The sequence below is a fragment of the Paraburkholderia ginsengiterrae genome (genome assembly GCF_001645125.1).
In the GTDB taxonomy this organism is placed as follows: Bacteria; Pseudomonadota; Gammaproteobacteria; order Burkholderiales; family Burkholderiaceae; genus Paraburkholderia; species Paraburkholderia ginsengiterrae.
The window spans coordinates 104,890-130,869 of the sequence record NZ_LXKA01000055.1; the positions used below are offsets into that span (position 1 = coordinate 104,890).

Here is a 25,980-nt window from a genome sequence, read left to right on the forward strand (position 1 = left end):
ACAACCCATTGCGCATTTAGAATCGCCAGCCAGAATTGCCGGGTAACGTTGTTTTCCGACATCCAGTTGTCCGCGCGCGACCTTGCATGCCGGCACGGCCGCGCCTCTCGTCTTACTTATCGACGACGAGATCGGTCAACGGCTTGCTGCAGCACAGCAGCACCATGCCCTGATCAATCTCACGCTGGCGGATGCCGCCGGCGTGCTTCATCGCGACTTCGCCCGACACCAGCTTGACCTTGCACGTGCCGCACATGCCTTGCGTGCACGACGCCGGAAGCCGTACGCCGGCTTTCTTCGCGGCGTCGAGCACGTGCTGGCCACTGCCGCATTCGATCTCGCGGTTGCTTTTGGCGAAGCTCACCTTGAAGCGGGTTTCGGTTTCAACCGGCACAACAGAGGGCGCGAATCCGGGCGCTTCGGTTTCCCGAGCCTCACCGAAGCTGTCCGCTGTTGCCGGCGCGCTCGCATCAGCGCTAACGTTAGCGTTCGGCAACGCATCCGCCACGTGCGCAATGCTCAAGGGCGCAGCCACCTCACTGACGGATCCGAACGAGAAGCTTTCCTCGTGATAGTGACGGCGATCGAACCCGCCCTCATCCAGCAGATTGCGCACGGCTTGCATATACGGTGCCGGACCGCAGGTGAAAATCTCCCGCTCCAGAAAGTCCGGTGCGATCAGCTTGAGCAGAGGCAGCGTCAGAAACCCGGTCACGCCGGGCCAATTGGTGCGCGCTCCAAGCCGTTCACAAACGAACGCAGTACGGAAATGAGCCTGATTCGACGCAATCAGATCGAGCTCGCGCGCGAAGATGATGTCGTCCGGCGTGCGGGCACTGTGCACGAACACGATGTCGCTGTCTTCGCCGAGTTCGTGATGCGCGCGGCTCATCGACATCAGCGGCGTAATGCCAGAACCGGCCGACAGGAAAAGAAACTTGCGCGCCGGATGCCGCGCGCAGGTGAACTCGCCCGCAGGCCCAAGCACGCGCACCTCGGCACCGGCATGCAGATGGTCGTGCAGCCAGTTCGAGACCTTGCCGCCCGGCACGCGCTTCACCGTGATCGAGATCGTATGCGGACGCGTCGGCGGCGACGAGATCGTATAGCAGCGATTGACCGGCTCGCCGTCTATCTCGAGCTCCAGCGTAATGAACTGCCCCGGCTCGAACACGAACGCCCTTTCAGACGGCGCGCGAAAGAAAAAGCTCTTCACGTCGTGCGTTTCCTGCCGCACCTGGCAGCACACCAGCGTCTCGTCCGTATCGCTATTCCAGCGCGCCGGCAGCGCCTCCCAGAACTGTGGCCGCGTGACGCGGCTGGCAGCGTGGTCCGAAGCCAGCTCGGGGCTGAGATGAAGCGTCGCCTGATCGCGCATCATTGATTTCTCCCGCTCCTGATTGCGCTTGTGCGCTTAGCGCATGAAGGACACGACTTTTTCGCCGTGCGAAGCCGGCGCGGTGTCGCCGGCTTCCTCGTTTTGGGGGGCATTGCTGTAATCCGCCATGCGGCCGATGTACCACTCGCAGAACTTCTCCACGAGACCTTCCGTGAACGGCGAATACGGACCCGGCTCATAGGCGCTGCTGTTTGCGCCACGTTGCGAATACTCGACGAGTGCGCGGTCCTGGTCGTTCGTGGCGCGCCACACGGCCGTCAGATTGTTCACGTCGTAGTCGATGCCTTCACGCGCGTCCTTGTGCACGAGCCATTTGGTGCGCACCAGCGTCTTGCCCGCCGACAGCGGGATGACGGAGAAGCTGACAATATGGTCGCTCATGAAGTGGTGCCACGAATTCGGCTGCGTCCAGAACGACAGGCCGCCGAGATCGGCCTGCTCGAAACCGCCGAGCAGCTTCTTAGATGCCACTTTCGCGTCGAGCGTCTGCGACTCGCCGTCGCGATCGAGCGGCAACCGTTGCGTGCGGAAACCCGTGACCAGATCGGCGAGCCGTTCGATTTCCGCCGATGGCAGGTTCATCGCCTCCCATTGCGCGGTGCGGCGCACCACCGTCTCTTCGAAAGCCGCCATGCCTTCTTCGTTAGCAGGCGTGCGTTGATAGCCGAAGCCGTATTCGTAGAGCGAAATGGTCAGTTCGGGATGGTTCGCGACGCAGTGATAGCACTCGCGATTGTTCTCCATCGTGAGCTTCCAGTTGCCTTCTTCGATAATGTCGATCGAAGCGGCGATCTTGCAGCCGGCCAGATCGTGCGGCAGCAGATACGGCTCCATCGCGGCGCGCATCACGCCGAAGTCGGTGGGCGGATGCTCCGCGAGGCAAATGAAAATGAGGCCCGCGAGATTCTCGACGTGCACCGCCTTCAGGCTGTGCTTGCAACGGTCGAACTGATCGCCCATGTGCTCGGCGAACATCAGATCGCCGTTCAGGTTATAGGTCCAGCTATGGTACGGACAGACGATATTGCCGAGCGAGCCTTTGTCGGTATTGCACAGGCGCGAGCCGCGATGGCGGCAGACGTTATGAAACGCCCTCACTTGCATGTCGTCGTCGCGCACGATCAGGATCGAGTCGTGGCCGAGTTCCACCGTGATGTAGTCGCCCGGTTCCGGCACGTCCGGCTCCACCGCGACCTGAATCCAGTGCTGCCGGAAGATCGCCTCCATGTCGAGCGCGAAAATGTCTTCGCTCGTATAGAACGGCGCTTCGAGGGTGTGATCCTTCTTACGGCGTTCGATCATTGCGCGAACGTCTGCCGAAACTTTCATTGTGTGCTCCGTTGCATGTCACGTCTGGCGCCGCGCCAGGCCCTCCTGGTCGCATGCTGGCCCGAACCGGAAATCAGTAATCCACGAGTTGATGCTCGCGCAAATACGCGAGTATCACTTGTGCTTTTTCGACGGAACTCCCTTCAATTACGACGCTGCCGCCACGGCTTTCGGTGGTGGTGGCCGAGAGCATGCGGGCGTGGCCGGAGCGCTTTTCGGCGGCGGCGAGACGCACCGGTTTGGCGGTGACCGGACTGACTGTCCAGGCGAGGTCGTCGGGGCGGTTCGCGGTCTGTGTGGCTTGCGTGGCGACCGGGCGGATCGTGCCTTCGCGCAAGCGGGCATAGGCGTACGTCGGCGCGGCATTGGCCAGCGGATGCACGGCAATCAGCGCGGGCAACTGCACTTCCACGCGGCGGCGCAAGCCTTTTGGCATGAACTGGCGAACCTGTGCGCCGCCGTCGCTCAGCGTCACATCGACGGCGGCGCCGACCAGCGGCATATTCAACGCGTTGGCGACGCGATACGGCAGCATGCCGCTGTCGAACGCGCCTTCCGCACGGGTGCCCGTCAGAACGAGGTCGTAGCCGCGCAGGCGGGCGGCCAGCAGCGCTGCGGTGTCGGCTTGCAGGTCAGGCGTTGCGGCTGCGATCTCCAGGACTTCCACCGAGCCCGCGCCTAACGCGAGGTAGTCCTTCAACGCGGGGTTGGAGGGATCGCCCGCGTGCAGCACGTCGAGCGTCGCGTGGTGGGTTCTGGCGAGCGAGAGCGCCATGGTCAGCGCGGCCGCGTCGTTGCGGCTGTAGCGCGCGGTGCCGCTCACCGGATGACGCCCCACGGAAACCAGCACGGCGATTTTCATGCGAGCGCTCCTTCAGCAGCAACCTTTGAATTCAATAACGCTGCGCCGGTGCCGCGCGCCGTGCGTGCCGCGGCCGCCGCTTCATTGAGCGCCGCAATGGTTTCCTGCGCGTCGGCGATCACGGTCAGGTTGGCGCGTTTGGCGATCGGCGCGCTCGCGTCGAGGTTCACCGCGATCACGTGCCGGCAATCCTTGATGCCTTGCAGATGCTGCACCGCACCGGAGATGCCGAAAGCGATATAGACGCTCGCTTCGACAGTCTTGCCGGTCGCGCCGATCTGCTTGTCGCGCGTGAATTTGCCGTCATCCACGGCCACGCGGCTCGCGCCGATTGCCGCGCCCAAAGTGGCCGCGAGCCGCTCGAACGCCGGCACATCGCTCACGCCGTTGCCCGCCGAGACGATGAAATCCGCTTCTTCCAGCGCCAGTTGCGCGGCGTCGATTTCTTCGATACCCAGATCACGCACCTTGCCGACCGATGCGGCGGACTCGCCGTCGAAGCGCCACATGACCCGCTCGCCCGCACCGACAAACGGCAATTTCGGGTCGACGGCATTGGGCGCAAGCAGCACAACCTCCGGCAGCGCACGCGCGGCGAACGCGGTATTCGACTGAACATAGGCCGCCACGTGGGCACTGTCGATCTCGACGACATGCGTCGCGACGCTTGCATTCGCAGCGGCGGCGTAGCGGCGGCCAAGGTCGCCGTCGCCGGTTGCGTTATCCGGCATGAAAATATGCGCCGGTGCGTAGGCCGCGACGCACGCGGCCAGCGCGTTCAGTTCGCCCTCCGGTGCAAACGCGCGGCGGTCGAACATCGGCAATTCGATCAGCTTGTCGGCGCCGAGCGCGGCCGCATCGCCACCGAACTCGCCGAAGACGACGAGCACGACTTCCGTGGCGGCATCGGCAATCAAGGCGGCGCCGGCCAGCGTCTGGCGTGCGTGCTCGTCGAGCGCGCCGCGGTCCGCGTGGGCCGCCACCAGCATGACGCGCTGCGGCGCGCTCGTCGTGCGGCGCGGCTTGGCCTGCTCCCGATGCGTGGCGCTATGCGCCGCCATCTCTGGCGAGACCGCGACACCCATCTCACCGAGCGTAATGCGCCTGAGTCCTTGCGCCGTGATCGTGAACGGCCGGCGCGGTTCGATTCGTTTTAGCGTATTCATCGCGTCACTCCAGCGCCGCTGCAACCAGTTCGGCAACGTCCAGCACTTCCGGACGCGCGCCGACCACGCCTTCGAGCATCGCCGTGCAATTCGGGCAAGCCACGGCGACAATCTCCGCGCCAACCGCCTTCGCGTCGCCGATCCGGATGTCCGGGATGCGCTGCTTGCCCGGAATATCGGTCAACGGCGCACCGCCGCCACCGCCGCAGCAGCGCCCACGCAGGCCGTTGCGCTCCATCTCCACGACCTTGATGCCGATGGTCTTGAGCAACCGTCGCGGCGCTTCCGTCTCTCCGTTATAGCGGCCCAGATAGCACGGGTCGTGATACGTGACCTTGCGCTCCGCGAAGGCGGCGACGGCGCGCGGCGTCAGTTTGCCGCTCGCGACCAGCTCCTCGATCAGCGCGGTGTGGTGCTGCACTTCGTAGAATCCGCCCAGCGCGCGATACTCGTTGCGCAGACTGTGCAGCACATGCGGGTCCGCGGTGACGATCTTGCGGAACGCGTACTGCGACAGCGTGCCCATCAGTTTGTGCGCAAGTTGTTGGAAGGTGGCTTCGTCGCCGAGACGCCGGGCCGTGTCGCCGGTATCGGTTTCGACGCCGCCCAGCACCGCATAGTCGACACCCGCGCGGTTCAGCACCTTGACCAGCGCGCGCAGCGTGCGCTGATAGCGCATGTCGAACGCGCCTTCGCCGGCGATCAGCAGGACGTCCACCGGGCGCCCCGGCTGCGCGACCTGCACCTGCAGATCGACGGCCCAGTCATAACGCGCACCGATGTCGTAGCCGTTCGAACTGCCTGTCTCGCGCAGATTGGCGAGCGTGACCGGCCCCTTGCCCGGCACGACGCCTTCGACCAGCGTTTGATTTCGGCGCATGTCCACGATCGCGTCCACATGCTCGATCAGCATCGGGCACTCCTGCACGCATGCGCGGCAGGTCGTGCAGGACCACAGCGTGTCCGCTTCGATCAGGCTGGAAATCAGCGGCTTGTCGGGCGCACCGCCATGCTTGCCAAGCGGAATGCCGGGCGTGGGGCTGCCCGCGTACTGCGCGTCGGTGCCGCCCACCATACCCGTCACCAGATCCTGAATCAGCTTCTTCGGATTGAGCGGCTGACCGGCGGCAAACGCGGGACAGGCCGCTTCGCATTTGCCGCACTGCACGCACGCATCGAAACTGAGCAGCTGGTTCCAGCGAAACTCGACCGGCTTGCCGACGCCGTATTCCTTCGCGTCGAGCAGCGGCGCTTTCAATGCGGTCGGCGGCACCACGTCGTGGTCATTGCGCTCGGCAAAGCGTTCCTGACGCGGATGAAACGCAAGGTGCAGCAAACCGGCGAGCGCATGCTTCATCGGACCGCCACGCGCCGCGCCGAACGTCATCGCGAACGCGCCGGCCGCAATCAGCAGCGCAACCACGACGGCCAGCGCGCCGGACATCGCCGCGGCAGGCAGCGCGATAAACAATGCGAGTCCGAGCGCGAACGATCCGAGCAACAGCGACAGATGATCCCACGGCCCGCGCGAGAGCCGCGCCGGCACCGCTTTCGCGCCATGGCGGCGACGCCACACGAAAGCCGCGCCAGCCAGCATCACGAGCGCCGCCAGGAAGATCAGCTTGTCAAGCCAAGGCGAGTAAATCGCCAGACCGTAGTTGACGAACACCAGCGCCATCGCGAGGATCGCGCCGCCCGCCGTCGCCACGTGCGTTCTGGCGATATACGGATCGCGCGCCACCACATGATGCAAATCGACGAAGTAACGCTTCGGAATCGTCAGCAGATTGGCCCAGCCGTAGGCGCCCGCCGCCGTGGCGCGGCCTTCGCGCCAGTAAGCCGCACGCCTGACGAGCGCGAACGCGAGACCCGCCATCGACAACCACAGCAGGACGGTGATGACAAACACGGGGCTCATCGTCAGAAATCCTTGCAAAGGCGCAGCGCGTCGTAGATCGCGCCGTGAATGTTGTGCATGGAGATGCAATCGCCGACACGGAACAGCAGGAAGCGGCCGTTGCCGAGTTCCTCGGCCAGCGACGGCTGCGGTTCCGAGGCGAACAGCTTATGCACGTCGACCTGGCCGCGATTCACCGACTCCGGCTTGAGCTTCCAGTAGAGTTCGTCGTTCGGCGTGCTGCCGTTCTCGATCACCACCTGATCGACCGCGCGCTCTTCCTGCTCCTCGGTGTACTCGTTGCGGATCACGGCAATCTTCTTGCCGTCTTCCTCGTAGACCTTGTCGAGCCAGTAATTCGGCGTGTGAACCACGCCTTGCGCGTACAGGCGGCGGTAGAAGATCGGGAACGTGGTGCCGCCGACGTCGTCCGCCACTTTCACGTCCGGCGTCACGATCTCGACGTTCGAGCCGCGGCTCGACATGAAATCGGCCACGCCGGCGCCGGCGTGCGTGCTCACGCCGTCATACACCAGCACGTTCTTGCCCGGTTCTACCTTACCCGACAGCACATCCCATGAACTCACGGCGAGGCCTTCCTCGACGCCCCACGCCGCCACCTGCGACGTGAACGACGATCCGCCCGTGGCCAGCACGACGATGTCCGGCTTCTCGGCCATGATGGTCGCCTCGTCGGCGGCGACACCGAGGCGCCGGTCCACGCCGAGACGCTTCGTCTCCATGTCGAACCAGCGCACGATGCCCGCCATCTGTTCGCGCTGCGGCGCTTTCGCCGCCAGCATGATCTGGCCGCCGACGTAGTCGTTCTTCTCGAACAGCACCACGTCATGGCCGCGCGACTTCGCGACACGCGCCGCTTCCAGACCCGCAGGCCCCGCGCCCACCACGACGACTTTGCGCTTCGGACCGCGCGTCTTCGCGATCACGTGCGGCATGGTGGCTTCGCGCGACGTCGCCGCGTTCTGCACGCACAGCACGTCGAGGCCGTTGTACTGGCGGTCGATGCAATAGTTCGCGCCGACGCATTGCTTGATTTCGTCCTCGCGGCCGTCGCGGATCTTGATGACCATATGGGGATCGGCGATCTGCGCGCGCGTCATGCCAACCAGGTCGACCATGCCGCTCGCCAGCAGCCGCTCGGCCTGGCCCGCGTCGCGAATGCTCTGCGCGTGCATGACCGGCAGCTTCACCACCGACTTGATGCCTGCCGCCAGATGCACGAACGGCTCCGGCGGCAAAGCCATCGGCGGCATGCAGTTGGCGAGCGTGTTGTGGGTGTCCGCGCCCGAGCCGATCACGCCGAGGTAATCGATCAGGCCGCTTTCGCTCATGGCCTGGGCGATCTCCTTGAGCTGCTCGTGATCGAGCCCGTCTTCGTGGAACTCGTCGCCGCACATCCGCAAGCCCACGCAGAAATCTGCGCCGACCGCTTCGCGAACCGCCTTCAGCACTTCCGTGCCGAAACGCAGGCGGTTCTCGAGTGAGCCGCCCCATTCGTCGGTACGAAAGTTGGTGCGCGGGCTCCAGAACTGATCGATCAGATGCTGGTGCGCCGCCGAGATTTCGATGCCATCCATGCCGGCATCTTTCACGCGCTTCGCGGCCGCCGCAAAGTCAGTGATGATGCGGCGAATCTCTTCCACTTCGATGATCTTCGCATTGCCGCGATGCACCGGCTCACGCACGCCGGAAGGCGACATCAGATGCGGCCAGTGCTCGCCATGAAACGCCGAACGGCGTCCCATATGCGTCGCCTGAATCATGATCTTCGCGCCATGCGTGTGCATTGCCTCGGCAAGCCGCGCCAGCGGATCGATGATCTTGTCGGTCGAGAGATTCACCGACTTCCACCAGCCTTGCGGGCTGTCGATCGACACCGGGCTCGAACCGCCGCACACGGCCAGACCGACGCCGCCCTTGGCCTTCTCTTCGTAGTAGCGGATATAGCGGTCGCCAGGCAGGCCGCCCGGTTCCGCATAGACCTCCGCGTGCGCGGTGCTGACAATGCGGTTGCGCAGCGTCAGCTTGTTGAGCGTGAGAGGCTTGAAAAGGTTCGGGTAACGCATCGCGATCGACCTCGGAATGAATAGGCTATGTGCGTTGTTATGACGCGAGCGGCGACACTTCGAACACGCAATATTCGTGGCCTTCGGCCGCGCAGCGCGCTTCTTTCGAATGGGACGGCGGGCCCTTACGCGCGCCATCCGGCGCGGTATCGTTGACCCAGTCCATCGCGCCCGCGAACCAGCCGGCGAACATGTAGCAAAGCTTGCCGGTCTTGCCCGGCTGCGCCAGCACGAACGACGAGTGGCGCAACTCGATGCGGGCGCGCGAGCTCGACGGATCGGCCTCGGTGATCTTGAAGAGACCCCAGCCGCGTTGCGACAGGCGATTCAGGTAGTGCTCGAACACCGCCATGCCGGCAATGCCGTGCTGCTTCGCTTCCTTGTCGCACCAGAAATACGCGGACTTGTAGCCGGCCTTGTAGAGAATCTCGGCATACGTTTCGAGTCCGAGCGCTTCCTCGACGGCGACGTGGTTGTTCGTGAAGAAATGACGCGGCACGTAGAGCATCGGCAGCGCGTCGGTGGTCCAGACGCCGGTGTTCGCGTCGACGTCGATAGGCAGTTGAGGTTGCATCGTGAGGCTCCGTTTGCAGGGATGGTTATGGGTTCGGGACGGCAGCGATCAAACCTTCCAGACTTCGCCGAACACCCGTACCCAGTTTTCACCCATGATCTTTCTGATGCGCGTCTCGCTCCATCCCGCGCGCTCCATGGCGGCCGTGAGGTTGGGAAACTCGCCGATCGTGCGAATGCCTTCCGGATTTACGACCTTGCCGAAGTTCGTCAACTGGCGATAACGGCCCTTGTCGTGCGTGATCCAGTCGAAGAACTCCGTGCTGTAGCCCTGTGTGAAGTCCGTGCCGATGCCGACCTGGTCTTCGCCGATCAGATTCACCACGTAGTCGATCGCTTCGATATAGTCTTCGACGGTCGCGTCCGGGCCGCGCTTGAGGAACGGCGCGAACATCGTCACGCCGACGAAACCGCCCGCGTCCGCAATCTCCTTGAGTTGCTCGTCGCTCTTGTTGCGCGGATGTTCTTTCAGGCCCGACGGGCAGCAGTGCGAGTAGCACACGGGTTTCTTCGAGGCCGCGATCGCTTCCGAAGAGGTCTTGCCGCCCACGTGCGAGAGATCGACCATGATGCCGACGCGGTTCATCTCCTGAATCACTTCGCGGCCATAGCCGGACAGGCCGCCGTCGCGCTCATAGCAACCGGTGCCCACGAGGTTCTGCGTGTTGTAGCAAAGCTGCACCACGTTCACGCCGAGGTCCTTGAAGGCTTCGATATAGCCGAGGTTGTCCTCGAAAGCATGGGCGTTCTGGAAGCCGAAGATGATGCCGGTCTTGTTCTCTTTCTTCGCGCGGAAAATGTCGTCGGTGGTACGCACGAGCGTGAGGATCTCGCCGTACTCGCGGATCTGCTGCTTCATCTCGGCAATGTTGTCGACCGTCTTCTGGAAGCTCTCCCAGACCGACACCGTGCAGTTCACCGCGGTCACGCCGCCTTTGCGCATGTCCTCGAACACCGAACGCTCGAACTTCGAAATGTTCAGACCGTCGATGATGATGCTGTTCTCGTGCAGATTGCTCATCGTATGCTCCAGGCGTACTCAGTAGATGGGAAAGCGTTCGCACAGCGCGAAAATCTCGCGGCGCACGCGTTGTTCGGTGGCGGCGTGGCCTTCGGGCGACTCGCGCAGCGCGTCGAGCACTTCGACGATCAATTGGCCGATGTCGCGGAACTCGCTCACGCCGAAGCCGCGCGTCGTGCCCGCCGGTGTGCCGAGGCGAATGCCGGAGGTGACCGTCGGCTTCTCGCTGTCGAACGGAATGCCATTCTTGTTGCAGGTGATCCCCGCGCGTTCCAGCGCCTGTTCGACCTGATTGCCCTTGAGGCCCTTCGGGCGCAGATCGACCAGCAGCAGATGGTTGTCGGTGCCGCCCGTCACGAGATCGACGCCGCCTGCCTTCAGCACGTCGCCGAGCGCTTGCGCGTTGGCGAGCACGCTGTCGATATAAGTCCTGAAGCCAGGTTGCAGCGCTTCACCGAACGCCACCGCCTTGCCGGCGATCACATGCATCAGCGGGCCGCCTTGCAGGCCGGGGAACACCGCCGAGTTGATTTTCTTGGCGATCTCTTCGTCGTTCGTCAGCACGAAGCCGCCGCGCGGACCGCGCAACGTCTTGTGCGTGGTCGACGTGACCACATGCGCATGCTCGACCGGATTCATGTGGCGCCCCGCCGCGATCACGCCGGCGATATGCGCCATATCCACCATCAGCTTGGCGCCGACGCCGTCGGCAATCGCCCGCAGCCGCGCAAAATCCAGGGCACGGGGATAAGCCGAGAAGCCCGCGATCAGAAGCGCCGGTTTGTGCTGCTGCGCGAGTTCCTCGATCTGCTCGTAGTCGATCAGCATCGTGTCGCGCTTGACGCCGTACTGCACGGCGTTGAACCACTTGCCCGACAGCGCCGGCTTCGCGCCGTGAGTCAGATGGCCGCCCGCGTCGAGCGACATGCCGAGCACGGTGTCGCCCGGCTTGACCAGCGCGAGCATCACCGCGCCGTTGGCCTGCGCGCCGGAATGCGGCTGCACGTTGGCGAACTTCGCGTTGAAGAGCTGCTTGATACGATCGAGCGCGAGCGTTTCGATTACGTCGACGTATTCGCAACCGCCGTAGTAACGCTTACCCGGATACCCTTCCGCATACTTGTTAGTCAGCACCGAGCCTTGCGCTTCGAGCACCGCGCGCGACACGATGTTTTCCGACGCGATCAGCTCGACTTGCGACTGCTGCCGCTCGAGCTCTTTCAGCATGGCGCCGCGCACCGCCGTATCGCGTGTGGCGAGCGAGTCTTCGAAGAAGGGATTCGGGTTCGACATGGAAGGTCCGTGAAGTCGTTGACGAAAAAGCCCGGAAGCGGCGGCCGGGGCTGACTTGTGCCCCGCGTCGTGCCCCGCTGCTGCCGGTTTGCATGGTTCTATTCTTGACGCTCGCCCCGCGCGTCAATTTACGAATTCAGACGCGTTCTTTGCCTTTTCCGCCATACACGTCCTTTTTCGACAAGTCGGCGTTGGCGTGCAGCCCCTGCGAGGCGAACGAACGTTCGCTCCATGGTGTTCATGCTGCACCGCACCTGAACCTCGTGCGCGGTTCAGGTGCGTGAGCGCGCCGCCGCAGCGCTGTTCTGGTGCCGGTTGTTTAGCTATCCAACGCGATCGGCGGGCAACCGAGGGTTTAGCCTGATGGCACGCTAGTTGCGCTCGTCCTCAAAATTGCATAAGTCGCCCAGCGCGACATTACAGATTCGAAGGAAGCATTCCCCACATGTCCACCGATCGCACGGCGTCGCTGTCGCATTTCGCATTCATGCCGCTTCCCAACTTCACGATGATCGCGTTCACCAACGCGATCGAAGTGCTGCGCATGGCGAACTACCTGACGGGACAAACGCTTTACCGCTGGTCGATCGTGAGCCCCGAGGGCGGTCCGGTCATGGCGAGCAACGGTCTTTCCGTCGACACCGGCCCGGTCGAGTGCGTCGGCCAGCCCGATATCGTGTTCGTGGTCGGCGGCATCGACGTGCAGCACGCCACCACGCCCGTCCACCTTTCCGCGCTGCGCCGCTTTGCACGCATGGGCTGCGTGCTGGGCAGCCTGTGCACCGGCACCTATGCGCTGGCGCGTGCCGGTTTGCTGGCGGGCTACGCATGCGCGATTCACTGGGAGAACATGTCGGCGCTCAAGGAAGAGTTTCCCGACACGCGCTTTCTGAAAGAGCTGTTCGTGGTCGATCGTGATCGCGTCACGTGCACGGGGGGTGTCGCGCCGCTCGACATGATGCTCAACCTGATCGCGCCGCGCGTCGGCACCGCGCGTGTCACGCAGATCGCCGAGCAGTTCATCGTCGAACATGTGCGCGATACCAGTGCGCAGCAGAAGATGCCACTGGTGGCACGGCTGGGATCGGCCAACAAGTCGCTCTTCGAAGTGATCGCGCTGATGGAGAACAACATTGAAGAGCCGCTCTCGCGCGAAGAACTCGCGCGGCTCGCCGGCATGTCGCAGCGGCAATTGCAGCGCATCTTCCGCGAACATCTGGGCATGACGCCCACGCATTACTATCTGACGCTGCGCTTGCGGCGCGCACGCGAACTTCTGCTGCAAACCGACATGTCGATCATGCACATCACGATGGCGTGCGGCTTCCAGTCGGCCTGCCACTTCTCGAAGAGCTATCGCGATGCGTTCGGCACGGCGCCCACGCGCGAGCGGCGCCGGCAGGCGCCGTCGCTGGCTGCGGCACCGGTCATGGCGGCCTGATGTAATTTGCGGTCAAGCTGTTGCTTGAGGACCAACTGCAGACCAGCCGTCGACATACCACGGCGGGACCGCTTGCGCGGTCCCGCACGTGCCTCACTTCCCCATCAAGCCGCCTTCAGCAATCCATGCGGGTCGATCACAAACTTCCTCGGCGCACCGCCGTCGAACTGGCGATAGCCGTCCGGCGCCTGATCTAGCGACACCACCGTCACGTTGACGATGTCGGCAATCGGCAAGCGGTCCCACAAGATCGCCTGCATCAGGTTGTGGTTGTACTTCATCACCGGTGTTTGCCCGGTATGGAACGAGTGCGACTTGGCCCAGCCCAGTCCGAAGCGGATGCTCAGGCTGCCTTTGCGGGCCGCGGCATCGACTGCGCCCGGGTCGTCCGTCACGTAGAGGCCGGGAATGCCGATCGCGCCCGCGGCCCGGGTGATTTCCATCAGCGAATTGAGGACGGTGGCGGGCGCCTCCTCGTGCGAGCCGCTGCTGCCGTGGCCGTGCGCCTCGAAGCCAACGCAATCCACCGCGCAATCCACTTCCGGTGTGCCGAGAATCTGTTCGATCTGCTCGCCGAGCGTGGCGTCCTTCGAGAGGTCGATGGTCTCGAATCCCATCTTGCGCGCATGCGCAAGACGCGCCTCGTTCATGTCGCCGACTATCGTGCAGGCCGCGCCCAAGAGGCGCGCCGAAGCCGCCGCAGCCATGCCCACCGGCCCCGCGCCCGCGATATAGACCGTCGCCCCCGGCTTCACGCCCGCCATCACCGCGCCGTGATAGCCGGTCGGCAGAATGTCCGAGAGGCAGGTGAGGTCGCGGATTTTCGCCATCGCCTGATCACGGTCGGGGAATTTCAGCAGGTTGAAGTCGGCATACGGCACCATCACGTATTCGGCCTGGCCGCCAATCCAGCCGCCCATGTCCACATAGCCATACGCGCCGCCTGCACGTGACGGATTCACGTTCAGGCACACGCCGGTGTGCTGCGACTTGCAGGTCGGGCAGCGCCCGCAGGCGACGTTGAACGGCACCGAAACGAGATCGCCGATCCTCAGCGTTTCCACGTCGCGGCCCACCTCGATCACCTCGCCGGTAATCTCGTGGCCGAGCACGAGGCCGACCTCGGCGGTCGTGCGGCCGCGCACCATGTGCTGATCGGAGCCGCAAATATTCGTGCTCACCACCTTCAGGATCACGCCGTGGCCGATCGCCCGGCCACGCGGATCGACCATCTTCGGATAGTCGATCGACTGCACTTCCACCTTGCCCTGCCCTAGATACACGACGCCGCGATTGCTGCTCATTGTTCGTCTCCATGTCTCGTGAGCGGCGTGCCCAGCCTGCCTGATTGAAGGAGGCACACCGTCTAACGAGCGTAGCGCCCGCTGAACAAAGCACATGTATCGAACACGACATAGGTTTGGCCGGAACCGACACGAACGGTGCAACCCACATTCGCAGGGACGCAACCGCTTTTTTATTGATTGACCGTTCAATATAAAAAAACTACGATGCCTCCATCGAACGACGCTGCCGGCCTCTGGCCCCTTGCATCATGCCCAAACTTGGAATGCGCGAAATCCGCCGCGCGCAACTGATCGACGCCACCCTGCTCACCATCGACCAAACCGGTCTCGCGGGGGCCACTCTCGCGTCGGTCGCGCAGCGCGCGAGCATTTCCACCGGCATCGTCAGCCACTATTTCGGCGACAAGGACGGCCTGCTCGAAGCCACCATGCGCCACGTGCTGCGCGATCTGTGGCAAGCCACCGCGCGCCGGCGCCGCGCCGCGAAAGCCGACCCGCGCTCGAAACTGCGCGCCGTGGTCGCCGCCAATTTCGACATCGGTCAAACCAGCGGCCCGGTCATGAAAACCTGGCTCGCGTTCTGGTCCGAGAGCATGCACAAGCCGCAATTGCGCCGGCTGCAATACGTCAACACGCGCCGTCTGCACTCGAACCTGTGCGCGGATTTTTCCAAAGCGATGCCACGGGCGGCGGCTCGCCGCGCGGCAAGCGGTCTGGCAGCGCTGATCGACGGACTGTGGCTGCGCGGCGCGCTGTCGGGCGAACCGTTCGACACCCGGGCGGCCATGCGGCTCGCCAACGACTATATCGATCTGGTCCTTGCTTCACGCGAGTAATTGCGTGACTGAGCACGTAACTGAGCACGTGACTGAGCGCGCAACGCGGCGCGCCGCCGGACCGGCAATATCCACAGAAAGGAGCAAGTGATGGCGGTATTCGCAACGCAACGTCTCTACATCGGCGGCGCCTATGCCGACGCCACCAGCGGAGAAACCTTCGACACGCTCGACCCCGCCACCGGCGAAACGCTCGCGAGCGTGCAGCAAGCCACGGCCGCCGACGTCGATCGCGCGGTGCAATCCGCGCAGCAAGGCCAACGTGAGTGGGCCGCGCTCACCGCCATGCAGCGCTCGCGCATTCTGCGCCGCGCGGTCGAGCTTCTGCGCGAGCGCAACGACGAGCTCGCCGCACTCGAAACGCGCGACACCGGCAAGCCGATCGCGGAAACCCGCGCGGTGGATATCGTCACCGGCGCCGACGTGATCGAGTACTACGCGGGCCTTGCCACCGCGATTGAAGGCCAGCAGATTCCGTTGCGGCCGAGTTCGTTCGTCTATACGCGGCGCGAACCGCTCGGCGTCTGCGCGGGCATCGGCGCATGGAACTACCCGATCCAGATCGCCTGCTGGAAGTCGGCGCCCGCGTTGGCGGCGGGCAATGCGATGATTTTCAAGCCGAGCGAAATCACGCCGTTGTCGGCGTTGAAACTCGCGGAGATTTACACGGAAGCCGGCGTGCCGGCGGGCGTCTTCAACGTCGTGCAAGGCGATGGGCGGGTCGGCGCGATGCTCGCCTCGCATCCGGACATCGAGAAGGTGTCGTTCACGGGCGGCGTGGAAACCGGCAAGAAGGTCATGTCTCTGGCGGGTGCTTCCTCGCTCAAGGAAGTGACGATGGAACTCGGCGGCAAGTCGCCCCTGCTCGTATTCGACGACGCCAACCTCGAACGCGCCGCCGACATCGCGATGAGCGCCAACTTCTTCAGCTCCGGCCAGGTCTGCACCAACGGCACGCGTGTGTTCGTGCAACGCGGCGTGCGCGAGCGCTTCGAGGCACTGGTGCTGGAACGTGTGAAACGCATTCGCGTAGGTGCGCCCACGGACGCCGCCACCAATTTCGGCCCGCTGGTGAGCGCGGCGCAGTTGCAGAAAGTGCTCGGCTACATCGAAAGCGGGAAGCAGGAAGGCGCGCGCCTCGTCGCAGGCGGCAAGCGCCTCACCGAGGGTCATTTCGGCCAAGGCCAATACGTCGAGCCAACGGTGTTCACGGATTGCCACGACGACATGCGGATCGTGCGCGAGGAAATCTTCGGGCCGGTCATGAGCATCCTCGTGTTCGACGACGAAGACGAAGCCATCGCGCGAGCGAATCGCACGGCTTACGGCCTCGCCGCCGGTGTCGTGACGGAGAACCTCTCGCGCGCGCATCGCGTGATTCATCGCCTGGAAGCGGGCATCTGCTGGATCAATACGTGGGGCGAATCGCCCGCCGAAATGCCGGTGGGCGGTTACAAGCAATCCGGCGTAGGGCGCGAGAACGGCATCACCACGCTCGAGCACTACACGCGCATCAAGTCCGTGCAGGTCGAACTCGGTCCGTATCAACCCGTGTTCTAAGGAGTGTTGACGATGGCTGCGAACGAATACGACTACATCATCGTGGGCGCGGGTTCGGCGGGCAACGTGCTCGCCTCGCGCCTGACCGAAGACGCGGACGTGACCGTGCTGCTGCTCGAAGCGGGCGGCCCCGACTACCGCTTCGACTTCCGCACGCAGATGCCGGCCGCGCTCGCGTATCCGCTGCAAGGGCGCCGCTACAACTGGGCTTACGAAACCGACCCCGAGCCGCATATGAACAACCGCCGCATGGAATGCGGCCGCGGCAAGGGGCTCGGCGGATCGTCGCTGATCAACGGCATGTGCTATATCCGCGGCAATGCGCTCGATTACGACGGCTGGGCCGCGCAACCCGGTCTGGAAAACTGGACCTATCTGGACTGCCTGCCGTACTTCCGCAAAGCCGAAACGCGCGACGTCGGCCCGAACCCGTACCACGGCGGCGACGGCCCCGTGCATGTCACCACCAGCAAGCCCGGCAACAATCCGCTCTTTGCTGCCATGGTCGAAGCCGGCGTCCAGGCGGGCTTTCCGCGCACGGACGATCTGAACGGCTACCAGCAGGAAGGTTTCGGCCCGATGGATCGCACGGTCACCGCCAAGGGCCGGCGCGCCAGCACGGCGCGCGGCTATCTGGATCGCGCGAAATCGCGGGCCAATCTGACCATCGTCACGCACGCCGTCACCGACCGCGTGCTGTTCTCCGGCAAGCGCGCGGTCGGCGTCGCGTATCTGCATCACGGCAATGCGATGAAGGCGCATGCGCGGCGCGAGGTGCTGGTGTGCAGCGGCGCGATTGCATCGCCGCAACTGCTGCAGCGTTCCGGCGTGGGCCGCGCCACCTGGCTGCGCGAACTCGACGTGCCGCTCGTGCACGATCTGCCCGGCGTCGGTGAGAATCTTCAGGACCACCTGGAGATGTATATCCAGTACGAGTGCAAGGAGCCCGTGTCGCTCTACCCCGCGTTGCAGTGGTGGAACCAGCCGGCCATCGGACTCGAATGGATGCTGAACGGCACGGGTATCGGCGCGAGCAACCAGTTCGAAGCGGGTGGCTTTATCCGCACGCGCGACGACGACCTGTGGCCGAACATCCAGTATCACTTCCTGCCGGTCGCGATTAATTACAACGGCTCGAATGCGATCAAGATGCATGGCTTCCAGGCACACGTCGGGTCGATGCGCTCGCCCAGCCGTGGCCGCGTGAAGCTCACGTCGCGCGATCCGAACGCGCACCCGAGCATCCTGTTCAACTACATGGCCGATCCGCTCGACTGGCGCGAGTTCCGCGACGGCATCCGCATCACGCGCGAGATCATGCGCCAGCCGGCACTTGACCGTTATCGTGGCCGCGAACTGAACCCCGGCGCCGAACTGACCACCGACGAGCAACTCGACGCCTTCGTGCGCATGCGCGCGGAGACGGCGTTTCATCCGTCGTGCTCGTGCAAGATGGGCTATGACGACATGGCGGTGGTGGATAGCGAGGGGCGCGTGCACGGCATGGAGGCGCTGCGCGTGGTCGATGCGTCGATCATGCCGCGCATCACGACCGGCAATCTGAACGCACCGACCATCATGCTGGCGGAGAAAATTGCCGACCGGATTCGCGGACGCGCGGCACTGGCGCGCGTGGCGACGCCCTACTTCGTGGCGAACGGCATGCCGTCGAGGAAACGGGAGACCGCGGCCGTGTAAGCCAGCCGCGGTCAGCCGCGAACACACGTTAGAGACGAGACTGCCTCACCACGGAATCACTTCGTTTTCCCAGCGCGTGTATGTCCCGGTGGGGCCATCCGCGCCGAGCAGCGCGACGCGCACCGCCCCGCGAGCGCCTTGCTCGACCGTTTCGGGGCCGGAATAGCCGTTGAGGTTCGTGCGGGTATAGCCGGGCGAGACCGCATTGACCTTGATCCCCTCCGGCGCCAGCTCGATCGCCATGGCTACGGTCAAAGCATTGAGCGCGGTCTTGGATGCCGGGTAGACGGGGCCAAAAATCGCACGGGGGGCGTAGCCGGGATCCGAGTTCGACGTGAGCGACCCAACGCCGCTCGACACGTTGACGATGCTGGCGCCCGGCGTTTCGCGCAGCAGCGGCAGCATCGCCTGATACACGGTGATCACGCCGAACACGTTGGTTTCCCACACCGCGCGCATTTCGTCGAGTGAGACGTTGCTCGGGCGGGTCGTCTTCACGTACTCCTCGACGGTCTGGCCGGGCAGCCCCCTCGTATTCGAAATCGCCGCGTTCTGGATCAGCACGTCGAGGCGGCCGAACTCATCGCGCACGCGCTTCGCGGCCGCGGTCACCGAAGCCTGATCTGTCACGTCGAGCTGGAGCGCGTGAGCGTTCGGCCCGACTTCGCTTGCCGCGGCCTGGCCGCGCTCGAAATTGCGCGATCCGACCAGCACCGTGAAATCATGCGCCGCGAGATCCTTGGCGATCTGAAGTCCGATTCCCTGATTCGCTCCGGTGACGAGAGCAACGCGTTTGTCCTGCATGGCAAGCTCCTTACTGTGTTGCGCTGTATTGCGCGGAAATCCTTTGCCGCCCGATTGTTCGATTAGCGGGCCTCCGCCGCCCATGCTTCAGCGTCGGCGCCGGCGGGGATGTGCAGGGGGGACGACGGATCGGTCGCCGCGCGCCACACGGCTTCGGCGACGTCCTGCGCCTGGGTGATCGGTGAAGACGTATCCTCGAAGCTCGCGAACAAGCTCTTGACGAGATCGGCATACGCCTCGTGGTCGAGACCGGCCGTCCATGCGCGCGCGTTGTCTCCGAAGCGGGTTGCGGGCGCACGCCCCGGCAGCACCAGGTGCGCCCGCACGCCGAACGGCTCGAGTTCCAGCGCCATCGCCTCGGTGAATGCGTTCACCGCCGCTTTGCTCGCGCGGTATGCGGCGATCAGCGGTAACGCCTTCAACGTGACGCTCGACGTGACGTTCACGACGACGCCCGCCCTGCGCTGCCGGAACTGGGGCAGCACCGCTTGTGTCAACGCGATCGTGCCGATGGTGTTGGTCTCGAACAGCTCGCGCACCGTCGCGATCGGGGTCGATTCGGCCGGTGCCGCCGCGCCGAAGCCCGCGTTGTTGACGAGGACGTCGATCGGCCCCGCGGCCTCGACCGCCTGGCGAATGCTCTGCGGACTCGTGACGTCGAGCGCCAGCACGCGCAAACGTTCCGAAGGCGGCAGCACATCGGCACGCGGCGTGCGCATCGTTGCGACGACCTGCCAGTCGCGCGCGAGGAAGTGGCGGGCGATCTCGAGGCCGAATCCGGACGAGCAGCCAGTGATCAGCACGGTCTTCATGGAAACTCCTGTGGGGTGGTTGACGTGTGCACATACGATAGATCGCTGAGACCGTACTTGCTACAATCAACAATCCGAATTTCATTTGCAGGAGTCCGGCGATGATCGATCCCTTAGCCGAAGTCGTGACGCTGCTTCAGCCGGGCGTCCGGTACTCCAAACTCGTCGTCGGCGCCAGCCCGTGGCGCATCAGCCGCTCGGACGCCGGCCAGCCGTTTTATGGCGTGATTCTCGAAGGCGGATGCCGCCTCGCCATCGACGGACACGAACCCATCGAGCTCCGGGCGGGTGACTTCGTGCTGATTCCCGCGGCCTACGGCGTCGCGATGTCCAGCCTCGAGCCGCCGCCGCCCGGTGTCGAGACGGCGGCGCCCGTCGCGCTCGGCAACGGCCTATTCAGAATCGGCGATCCGGGCAATCCGATCGACACGCGAATGATGGCGGGCCACTGCACCTTCGGTTCACCGGATGCCGCCCTGCTGGTCTCGCTGCTGCCGCAGCTCGTACTGGTCCGCGGCGAGCAGCGGCTCGCCACGCTCATGGAGCTGGTGCGGGAAGAGTCGCGCGAACAGCGGCCCGCGCGTGAGATCGTGCTGTCGCGACTGGTGGAAGTGCTGCTGATCGAGGCGTTGCGTTCCATGGCGGACACGAACACGTCACCAGGCCTCGTGCGAGGATTGGCCGACCGCCGCCTCGCCGCCGCCATCCGCGGGATGCACGAACAGCCGACGCGCGCGTGGACGGTTGCCGCGCTCGCGAAGGAAGCCGCCCTCTCACGCTCGAGTTTCTTCGAGCACTTCAGCCGCGCGGTCGGGGTCGCGCCAATGGAATATCTGCTCACCTGGCGCATGGCGCTTGCGAAGGATTTGCTGCGCCGGAATGTTGGGCGTGTCGCGGAGATTGCGCAGCGTGTGGGCTACAGTTCCGCCAGTACGTTCAGCGTGGCGTTCACGCGCCACGTTGGGCGGCCGCCTTCGCAATATGCGCGCGAAGAGCAGGCAAACCATCAGGTCGAACTTTCCATTGCTGCGGACGCGTGAACGCATCGCGCTGATCTTCGCGATGCGTTCACGCGGGTCCTAAACACTCAGGCGGCAAAATCCGTCGATGCCGACAACGCCTTCCACGCTTCCGTTTCCTGCGTCACGTAAGCGTTTTTCGCGGCAATCGCGGCCAGCGTGTCCGTGCCGAGCGCAAGACGCAGCGGCGGGTTCGGCGCATCGACCAGCGTAACCATCGCGGCCGCCAGCTTCTGCGGATCGCCAGGCTGGTTGTGATTCATCTCGACCGCTTTGCGGCGCACCGCACCGGAAGTCTCGTCATAGTCGCCGATCACATCGGGCGCCACGAGCAGCGACGATGCATCCAGAAAGTCCGTGCGGAAGTAGCCCGGCTCGACGACCGTCGCATGAATGCCAAGCGGCTTCAACTCGGCATGCATGGCTTCGGTGATGCCTTCGACGGCGAACTTCGTCGACGAGTACACGCCGAACCCCGCGGCGGCGCGGTAGCCGCCCACCGACGAGATGTTGATCACATGCCCCGAGCGCTTCGCGCGCATCGCCGGCAGCACGGCGCGCGTGACGTTCAGCAGGCCGAAGACGTTCGTGTCGTACATGCGTCGCACGTCCTTGTCGGCGGACTCCTCGACGGCGCCCAACAGCCCGAAGCCCGCGTTGTTGACCAGCACGTCGACGCGGCCGAATGTCTCCACCGCTGCCTGTACCGCTTTCCTTGCCTGTGCCTCGTCGGTCACGTCCAGCGCGAGCGGCAGCAGCGCAGCCGATTCACCGAGACGCTCGACGATCGCCGCCGCGTTGCGCCCCGTTGCCACGACCGCGTTGCCGTCGGCGAGCGCGGCCTCGGCGATCAGAGCGCCGATACCGCGCGACGCACCGGTGATGAACCATACGCGCTTGAAACCGTCTTGTTTGATGTCAGCCATGATCTGTGCCCTACGAGTTGGTTGAAGTGATGCCATGGTAAGAATTGCGAGTGACACAAACTAGCCGTCAATTGCTAGACTGATAATCAATCTCTGTTTGCGAATCCGGGGCGCGGCCATGAGCGAAATTCGTGCGATTACCCTCTTTGTGCGCGCCGCGACGCTCGGCAGCCTGCGGCGCGCGGCCGTCGACCAAGGCGTCTCGCCGCAGGCCGCGAGCCATGCGGTCATGCAACTGGAGAAGGAACTGGGCGTGCGGCTCTTTCACCGCACCACCCGCAAGCTGAGCCTGACCGAGGAAGGCCTGCGGCTCTTTGACAGCGTGAAGCCGGCGCTCGCCATCCTGTCGTCCGCGCTCGCCGAGGCCCGGCGTTCGAAGGAAGACGTGGGCGGCCTGCTGCGCGTGAGCGCGCCGCGGGCACTCGGGCTCCCGGTTCTGTGGCCGTTTTTCGAGCAATTCCAGCAGCGCTATCCGAACGTGCAGCTCGAAGTGCAATTCAACGACCAATTCACCGATCTCGTCACCGAACGCGCCGACGTGGGATTTCGCGCGGGTCCGCCGCCGTCCGGCGGGTCGATTGCGCGCCGGCTCTTGCCGATCCAGTTGATCGTTTGCGCATCGCCGGAATACATCGAGCGCAATGGCGCGCCGCGCACCATCGAGGAACTGGCTCAGCACCGCTGCACCGGGTTCCGGCGAGCGAACACCGGCAAGCTCGCCCAATGGCCGTTCCGGATCGGCGATGAAATCTTCTATCGCGACGTGCCACCCGCCATCTGCGTGAACGATACCGATATGGAAACGCAGGCCGTGCTGTCGGGTCTTGGTATCGGGCAATTGGGCAGCTTCAACGCCACCGCTCACATCAGAAGCGGCCGGCTCGTGCCGTTGCTGACGCAGCACGTAGTCGAGCATGGCGCGATCTATATCTACTACGGGCATCGAACCGAGCAGTCGCTGCGCGCGAGGACCTTCATCGACTTCATGATCGAGCGCATGGCCGATAACCGGAATTTCTTCCTCGAACCACCGGAGCTTCGCGCCGCGCGTCCGCCGCAGCGCAACCGCGCCGTGAGCAGCCGTAGAAAGTCAGGTGCGGCCTGATCCGCGTCGAACGGTATTGCTGCTGTATCCCGTAGCCAACTCACATATGCTGCGGATTGCATAATGCTGCGGACTCCCTCGCGCGATACACAATCAACAGGAGCAAGGCCCATGAACCGCTTCAATGACAGGCTTTGGAAACCATTGATCCGCTTCGCGCTCCCGGTCTGCGCGTTCGCCTGCACGGTGGCCGCCGCTTTGCCCGCGCAGGCAGGTGAGCTGGTGCAAGTGCCGGTCCGGCAGAGCCAGACGCAGGCTATCTACATCGAACAGCCGGCCGCCGCGCCGCCTTGGGTCATCGTCCTGTTTGCCGGCGACCAGGGCGTGGTCGCGCTCAACGAGAGCGGCCCGACGGCAATGCAAGGGAATTTCCTTCTCCGCACGGCCGGCTACTGGACCTCCGCAGGCGATGCGATGGCGATCGTCGATGCGCCGTCGGATCAGTCATCCGGCATGGCCGACGCGTTCCGGTTGAGCGAAACGCATGCTCAGGACCTGCATGTCATCGCCGCGGCGCTCAGGCAGCGCTTTCCAGCCGCAAAGATCGCGTTGGTCGGTACCAGCCGGGGCTCGATCTCGGTCGGCGATGTGCTGCAACGGGAACCACGGCTGGCCGACGCGTACATCCTGACCTCGCCGGTCACGGTCAGCTGGCGTGGCGAGGCCGGGCTGTCGGGCGCGCATTGGGACGTCGGCGCGACGCCGGTGCTGGTCGTCTCGAATGAAAACGACTCGTGCCGGGTTTCGCCGTTTCGCGCAGCCCGCGCGCTCGCCGAGGACAACCGGCTGCGCTTCCTCGCGGTCTCAAGCAACGAACGCGGCGGAGTTCGCGCCGACGAATGCGGCGGGAAATCGCCGCATGGTTTTCTGGGCATCGAAAGCCAGGTGCTGTCGGCCCTCTCCCAATGGCTCAATGATCCGGGTTCGGTCGGAACACTGTTGCACTAGCGAACGGTGCTCAAGGCGAACGCATTGAAAACGCAGCGACAGATAGTATTCTTGACGCTGACACCACGATTTCGCGCGCTCTCCTCCAGACTTGGCCGCTAACGGCACACGAGCCTTCCCTTACGGTCGATCACCACGGGACTTGCGACATGATCAAACGGCTGTCGCTCATTTCGGCATCGGTTGCATTGGGTTGCATTGCCACGATCCTGCCGGTGATGACCAGCATCTACATAGCGGACGAAGACGCTGAACGCCGCGAACAGCGGGATTTGCAGGAGTTCGCGGCGAAAGCCGTCATGCGCGCGGAGCTGGTCACCTACCAGGCGTTTGCCGCGCTGTCGGACATGGGGGCGGCACCTGGCAAAACCTGCTCGCCTGCCTACATCGAACAGCTTGCTCGCGTGACTTTCAACTACCGGTATGTGCAGGACGCGGGAGCCTATGGCGACGGACAATACCTGTGCTCGCCGCTTCTGGGGGACGTGCGGGCACGGCATCTGACGATGCCTCCTCCCAGTTGGCGCAGCAACGACGGTTACCTGGTCTGGTTCAGACAGAAATACCCCCTCAGCGATGCGCGCGAGGATCTTCGGATCGGACGCAACGGAAACTACGTCTCGATCGATCCGCAGTCCTACGTCGATCTGATCGACCCCGCGCGAAGGCCGATCGCCGTTATCAACATCGAGACGAATACGGTCCTTGCCGTGTCGCCGGGCGCGGATGGCGACGACATGCTGCGCGCCTGGAACCAGGCGGGACACGTGGACAACGAGCAATGGCACTACGCAGCGGCCCGCTCATCGACTCGCCCGCTCGGCGTAGTCGTCAAGTCTGCGCGTACCAGTCTCTTCAGCAACTGGACGGGATTGCTCGCCATGTGGCTTTCGGTCGGCGTCCTCGTCGGCGGCCTGCTTGGCTGGGTTGCCTTCAGGCGCGTCACGCGGCAACTCTCCTTTCCCGCGACGCTGCAATGGGCGATCGCACGCAAAAACATCGACGTGAATTTCCAGCCGATCGTCAATCTCGCCAGCGGCGAATGCGTCGGCGTCGAAGCACTGGTGAGATGGCAGTTGAATGGGCGTTTCATCTCGCCGGAAATCTTTGTCAGCGTGGCCGAAGAAAATGGCCTCATTCAGCCGTTGACTGACCTCGTGCTGGACAAGACGATAGTCGAGCTGTCGACGCTTCTGCGATCACGTCCCACGTTCTACGTGTCGATCAATGTGAGCAGCGAAGACCTGTGCACGCGCCGCTTCGTCAACATTCTCACCACCCGGCTGGAAGGAACGGGGATCCGTCCCGCCCAGATCAGAATCGAGGCGACGGAGCGCAGTTTCATGGATGCCGACGCAACGAGGGAAACCATCGCGGCGTTCAGGAATGCCGGCCACCCGGTCTATATCGACGATTTCGGAACGGGATACTCCAGTCTTTCATATCTGCAAACATTCACAATCGACGTGCTGAAGATCGATAAGTCATTCATCGACACCATTGGCCAGGACGCAGCGTCGAGCATCGTCGCGCCTCACATCATCCAGATGGCCCACGAATTAGGCGTGCAAATCGTAGCCGAGGGCGTCGAGCACCAGGTGCAGATCGACTACCTGGTGCAGCGCGGCGTGCAATTCGGACAAGGCTGGTTTTTTGCAAAGGCCATGCGCGCGGAGGAACTCGGCACCTGGCTCGACGAACGCTCATTGAACTTGCAGCCGATGAACCAGGAGCACGGACCGATAGAAACGTGATGCGGCGGCGACCTGCCCACAAGATTTTCTTGACCCTCGCGCAACTTATCCTCGATTGTCAGCGGCCCGCAAAAGCCGGATAGTGCGGCCTCAGCACGCCCCGCGGGAAACCCCTTGGGGCACCCCCGCCGACAGACACTCAA

21 protein-coding genes are annotated in these 25,980 nt (G+C 64.1%); 8 read left to right on the plus strand and 13 right to left on the minus strand.

Features of this window, described 5'->3' with window-relative positions; all coding sequences use genetic code 11:
• Window positions 1-112: 112 nt before the first annotated feature.
• From A6V37_RS04090 to A6V37_RS04130, 9 genes are all read right to left on the minus strand, one after another.
• On the minus strand, window positions 113-1,381 hold the full coding sequence (locus A6V37_RS04090; RefSeq protein WP_064285796.1) for an FAD-binding oxidoreductase: 1,269 nt from the start codon (window positions 1,379-1,381) through the stop codon (window positions 113-115).
• Window positions 1,382-1,414: 33 nt separating this feature from the next.
• Window positions 1,415-2,728 (minus strand): aromatic ring-hydroxylating oxygenase subunit alpha, encoded by a 1,314-nt coding sequence (locus A6V37_RS04095; protein ID WP_064285797.1) that lies wholly within the window; start codon window positions 2,726-2,728, stop codon window positions 1,415-1,417.
• Window positions 2,729-2,801: 73 nt separating this feature from the next.
• A complete protein-coding gene (locus tag A6V37_RS04100) occupies window positions 2,802-3,590 on the minus strand; it encodes a drug:proton antiporter (RefSeq protein WP_064264947.1) in 789 nt (262 codons plus the stop codon).
• Entirely contained in the window at window positions 3,587-4,756 is a 1,170-nt protein-coding gene (locus A6V37_RS04105; protein ID WP_064264949.1) for an electron transfer flavoprotein subunit alpha/FixB family protein, read from the minus strand. The genes A6V37_RS04100 and A6V37_RS04105 overlap by 4 nt, the downstream gene beginning before the upstream one ends.
• 4 nt (window positions 4,757-4,760) lie before the next feature.
• Window positions 4,761-6,674, minus strand: a complete 1,914-nt coding sequence (locus A6V37_RS04110; protein ID WP_064285798.1) for a (Fe-S)-binding protein — start codon at window positions 6,672-6,674, stop codon at window positions 4,761-4,763.
• 2 nt (window positions 6,675-6,676) lie between these two features.
• Complete coding sequence (locus A6V37_RS04115) at window positions 6,677-8,740, minus strand: NADH:flavin oxidoreductase (RefSeq protein ID WP_064264952.1); 2,064 nt, start codon at window positions 8,738-8,740, stop codon at window positions 6,677-6,679.
• A 37-nt stretch (window positions 8,741-8,777) separates the two neighbouring features.
• Window positions 8,778-9,314 carry a DUF5943 domain-containing protein gene (locus A6V37_RS04120; RefSeq protein WP_064264953.1) on the minus strand — a complete coding sequence of 179 codons (537 nt, stop codon included), beginning with the start codon at window positions 9,312-9,314 and terminating at the stop codon, window positions 8,778-8,780.
• Between the two features lie 48 nt (window positions 9,315-9,362).
• Entirely contained in the window at window positions 9,363-10,334 is a 972-nt protein-coding gene (locus A6V37_RS04125; RefSeq protein ID WP_064264954.1) for a dipeptidase, read from the minus strand.
• An 18-nt stretch (window positions 10,335-10,352) separates the two neighbouring features.
• Complete coding sequence (locus A6V37_RS04130; protein WP_064264955.1) at window positions 10,353-11,627, minus strand: serine hydroxymethyltransferase; 1,275 nt, start codon at window positions 11,625-11,627, stop codon at window positions 10,353-10,355.
• 445 nt (window positions 11,628-12,072) lie between these two features.
• Here A6V37_RS04130 and A6V37_RS04135 point away from each other — a divergent pair, with 445 nt between their 5' ends.
• Entirely contained in the window at window positions 12,073-13,068 is a 996-nt protein-coding gene (locus A6V37_RS04135) for a GlxA family transcriptional regulator (RefSeq protein WP_064285799.1), read from the plus strand.
• Window positions 13,069-13,172: 104 nt separating this feature from the next.
• On the opposite strand, the gene fdhA is transcribed toward A6V37_RS04135, so the two are convergent.
• Complete coding sequence (gene fdhA, locus A6V37_RS04140) at window positions 13,173-14,372, minus strand: formaldehyde dehydrogenase, glutathione-independent (protein WP_064264957.1); 1,200 nt, start codon at window positions 14,370-14,372, stop codon at window positions 13,173-13,175.
• A 251-nt stretch (window positions 14,373-14,623) separates the two neighbouring features.
• On the opposite strand from fdhA, the gene betI reads away from it, so the two are divergent.
• The 3 genes from betI to betA all read left to right on the plus strand — a co-directional run bounded on the left by betI (window position 14,624) and on the right by betA (window position 18,469).
• Window positions 14,624-15,211, plus strand: a complete 588-nt coding sequence (betI, locus tag A6V37_RS04145) for a transcriptional regulator BetI (protein ID WP_064264958.1) — start codon at window positions 14,624-14,626, stop codon at window positions 15,209-15,211.
• A gap of 90 nt (window positions 15,212-15,301) precedes the next feature.
• On the plus strand, window positions 15,302-16,771 hold the full coding sequence (betB, locus tag A6V37_RS04150; protein ID WP_064264959.1) for a betaine-aldehyde dehydrogenase: 1,470 nt from the start codon (window positions 15,302-15,304) through the stop codon (window positions 16,769-16,771).
• 12 nt (window positions 16,772-16,783) lie between these two features.
• Entirely contained in the window at window positions 16,784-18,469 is a 1,686-nt protein-coding gene (gene betA / locus A6V37_RS04155; protein ID WP_064264960.1) for a choline dehydrogenase, read from the plus strand.
• 45 nt (window positions 18,470-18,514) lie between these two features.
• On the opposite strand, the gene A6V37_RS04160 is transcribed toward betA, so the two are convergent.
• Both A6V37_RS04160 and A6V37_RS04165 read right to left on the minus strand, forming a co-directional pair.
• A complete protein-coding gene (locus A6V37_RS04160; RefSeq protein WP_064285800.1) occupies window positions 18,515-19,273 on the minus strand; it encodes an SDR family oxidoreductase in 759 nt (252 codons plus the stop codon).
• Window positions 19,274-19,335: 62 nt separating this feature from the next.
• A complete protein-coding gene (locus A6V37_RS04165) occupies window positions 19,336-20,085 on the minus strand; it encodes an SDR family oxidoreductase (RefSeq protein WP_064264962.1) in 750 nt (249 codons plus the stop codon).
• Between the two features lie 101 nt (window positions 20,086-20,186).
• On the opposite strand from A6V37_RS04165, the gene A6V37_RS04170 reads away from it, so the two are divergent.
• The gene (locus tag A6V37_RS04170; RefSeq protein ID WP_064264963.1) at window positions 20,187-21,125 is read left to right on the plus strand and encodes an AraC family transcriptional regulator; all 939 of its coding nucleotides are present in this window, start codon (window positions 20,187-20,189) and stop codon (window positions 21,123-21,125) included.
• A gap of 47 nt (window positions 21,126-21,172) precedes the next feature.
• Here the strand turns inward: A6V37_RS04170 and A6V37_RS04175 are convergent, their stop codons facing one another.
• A complete protein-coding gene (locus tag A6V37_RS04175; RefSeq protein WP_064264964.1) occupies window positions 21,173-22,030 on the minus strand; it encodes an oxidoreductase in 858 nt (285 codons plus the stop codon).
• Window positions 22,031-22,148: 118 nt separating this feature from the next.
• Between A6V37_RS04175 and A6V37_RS04180 the strand changes: the two genes are divergently transcribed.
• From A6V37_RS04180 to A6V37_RS04190, 3 genes are all read left to right on the plus strand, one after another.
• Complete coding sequence (locus A6V37_RS04180) at window positions 22,149-23,135, plus strand: LysR family transcriptional regulator (RefSeq protein ID WP_064264965.1); 987 nt, start codon at window positions 22,149-22,151, stop codon at window positions 23,133-23,135.
• A gap of 111 nt (window positions 23,136-23,246) precedes the next feature.
• Entirely contained in the window at window positions 23,247-24,083 is an 837-nt protein-coding gene (locus A6V37_RS04185) for an alpha/beta hydrolase (RefSeq protein ID WP_064264966.1), read from the plus strand.
• Between the two features lie 149 nt (window positions 24,084-24,232).
• Complete coding sequence (locus tag A6V37_RS04190) at window positions 24,233-25,837, plus strand: EAL domain-containing protein (RefSeq protein ID WP_064264967.1); 1,605 nt, start codon at window positions 24,233-24,235, stop codon at window positions 25,835-25,837.
• The last annotated feature ends 143 nt before the right edge of the window (window positions 25,838-25,980 follow it).

What these genes read in the sequence shown, in the direction of transcription:
- A6V37_RS04130 (WP_064264955.1), bottom strand. Translation starts at nt 11,627, where the DNA reads ATGTCGAACCCGAATCCCTTCTTCGAAGACTCGCTCGCCACACGCGAT.
- A6V37_RS04175 (WP_064264964.1), bottom strand. Translation starts at nt 22,030, where the DNA reads ATGGCTGACATCAAACAAGACGGTTTCAAGCGCGTATGGTTCATCACC.
- A6V37_RS04165 (WP_064264962.1), bottom strand. Translation starts at nt 20,085, where the DNA reads ATGAAGACCGTGCTGATCACTGGCTGCTCGTCCGGATTCGGCCTCGAG.
- A6V37_RS04125 (WP_064264954.1), bottom strand. Translation starts at nt 10,334, where the DNA reads ATGAGCAATCTGCACGAGAACAGCATCATCATCGACGGTCTGAACATT.
- A6V37_RS04090 (WP_064285796.1), bottom strand. Translation starts at nt 1,381, where the DNA reads ATGATGCGCGATCAGGCGACGCTTCATCTCAGCCCCGAGCTGGCTTCG.
- A6V37_RS04105 (WP_064264949.1), bottom strand. Translation starts at nt 4,756, where the DNA reads ATGAATACGCTAAAACGAATCGAACCGCGCCGGCCGTTCACGATCACG.
- betI (WP_064264958.1), top strand. Translation starts at nt 14,624, where the DNA reads ATGCCCAAACTTGGAATGCGCGAAATCCGCCGCGCGCAACTGATCGAC.
- A6V37_RS04115 (WP_064264952.1), bottom strand. Translation starts at nt 8,740, where the DNA reads ATGCGTTACCCGAACCTTTTCAAGCCTCTCACGCTCAACAAGCTGACG.
- betB (WP_064264959.1), top strand. Translation starts at nt 15,302, where the DNA reads ATGGCGGTATTCGCAACGCAACGTCTCTACATCGGCGGCGCCTATGCC.
- A6V37_RS04180 (WP_064264965.1), top strand. Translation starts at nt 22,149, where the DNA reads ATGAGCGAAATTCGTGCGATTACCCTCTTTGTGCGCGCCGCGACGCTC.
- A6V37_RS04160 (WP_064285800.1), bottom strand. Translation starts at nt 19,273, where the DNA reads ATGCAGGACAAACGCGTTGCTCTCGTCACCGGAGCGAATCAGGGAATC.
- A6V37_RS04095 (WP_064285797.1), bottom strand. Translation starts at nt 2,728, where the DNA reads ATGAAAGTTTCGGCAGACGTTCGCGCAATGATCGAACGCCGTAAGAAG.
- A6V37_RS04185 (WP_064264966.1), top strand. Translation starts at nt 23,247, where the DNA reads ATGAACCGCTTCAATGACAGGCTTTGGAAACCATTGATCCGCTTCGCG.
- A6V37_RS04190 (WP_064264967.1), top strand. Translation starts at nt 24,233, where the DNA reads ATGATCAAACGGCTGTCGCTCATTTCGGCATCGGTTGCATTGGGTTGC.
- A6V37_RS04100 (WP_064264947.1), bottom strand. Translation starts at nt 3,590, where the DNA reads ATGAAAATCGCCGTGCTGGTTTCCGTGGGGCGTCATCCGGTGAGCGGC.
- A6V37_RS04120 (WP_064264953.1), bottom strand. Translation starts at nt 9,314, where the DNA reads ATGCAACCTCAACTGCCTATCGACGTCGACGCGAACACCGGCGTCTGG.
- betA (WP_064264960.1), top strand. Translation starts at nt 16,784, where the DNA reads ATGGCTGCGAACGAATACGACTACATCATCGTGGGCGCGGGTTCGGCG.
- A6V37_RS04135 (WP_064285799.1), top strand. Translation starts at nt 12,073, where the DNA reads ATGTCCACCGATCGCACGGCGTCGCTGTCGCATTTCGCATTCATGCCG.
- A6V37_RS04110 (WP_064285798.1), bottom strand. Translation starts at nt 6,674, where the DNA reads ATGAGCCCCGTGTTTGTCATCACCGTCCTGCTGTGGTTGTCGATGGCG.
- fdhA (WP_064264957.1), bottom strand. Translation starts at nt 14,372, where the DNA reads ATGAGCAGCAATCGCGGCGTCGTGTATCTAGGGCAGGGCAAGGTGGAA.
- A6V37_RS04170 (WP_064264963.1), top strand. Translation starts at nt 20,187, where the DNA reads ATGATCGATCCCTTAGCCGAAGTCGTGACGCTGCTTCAGCCGGGCGTC.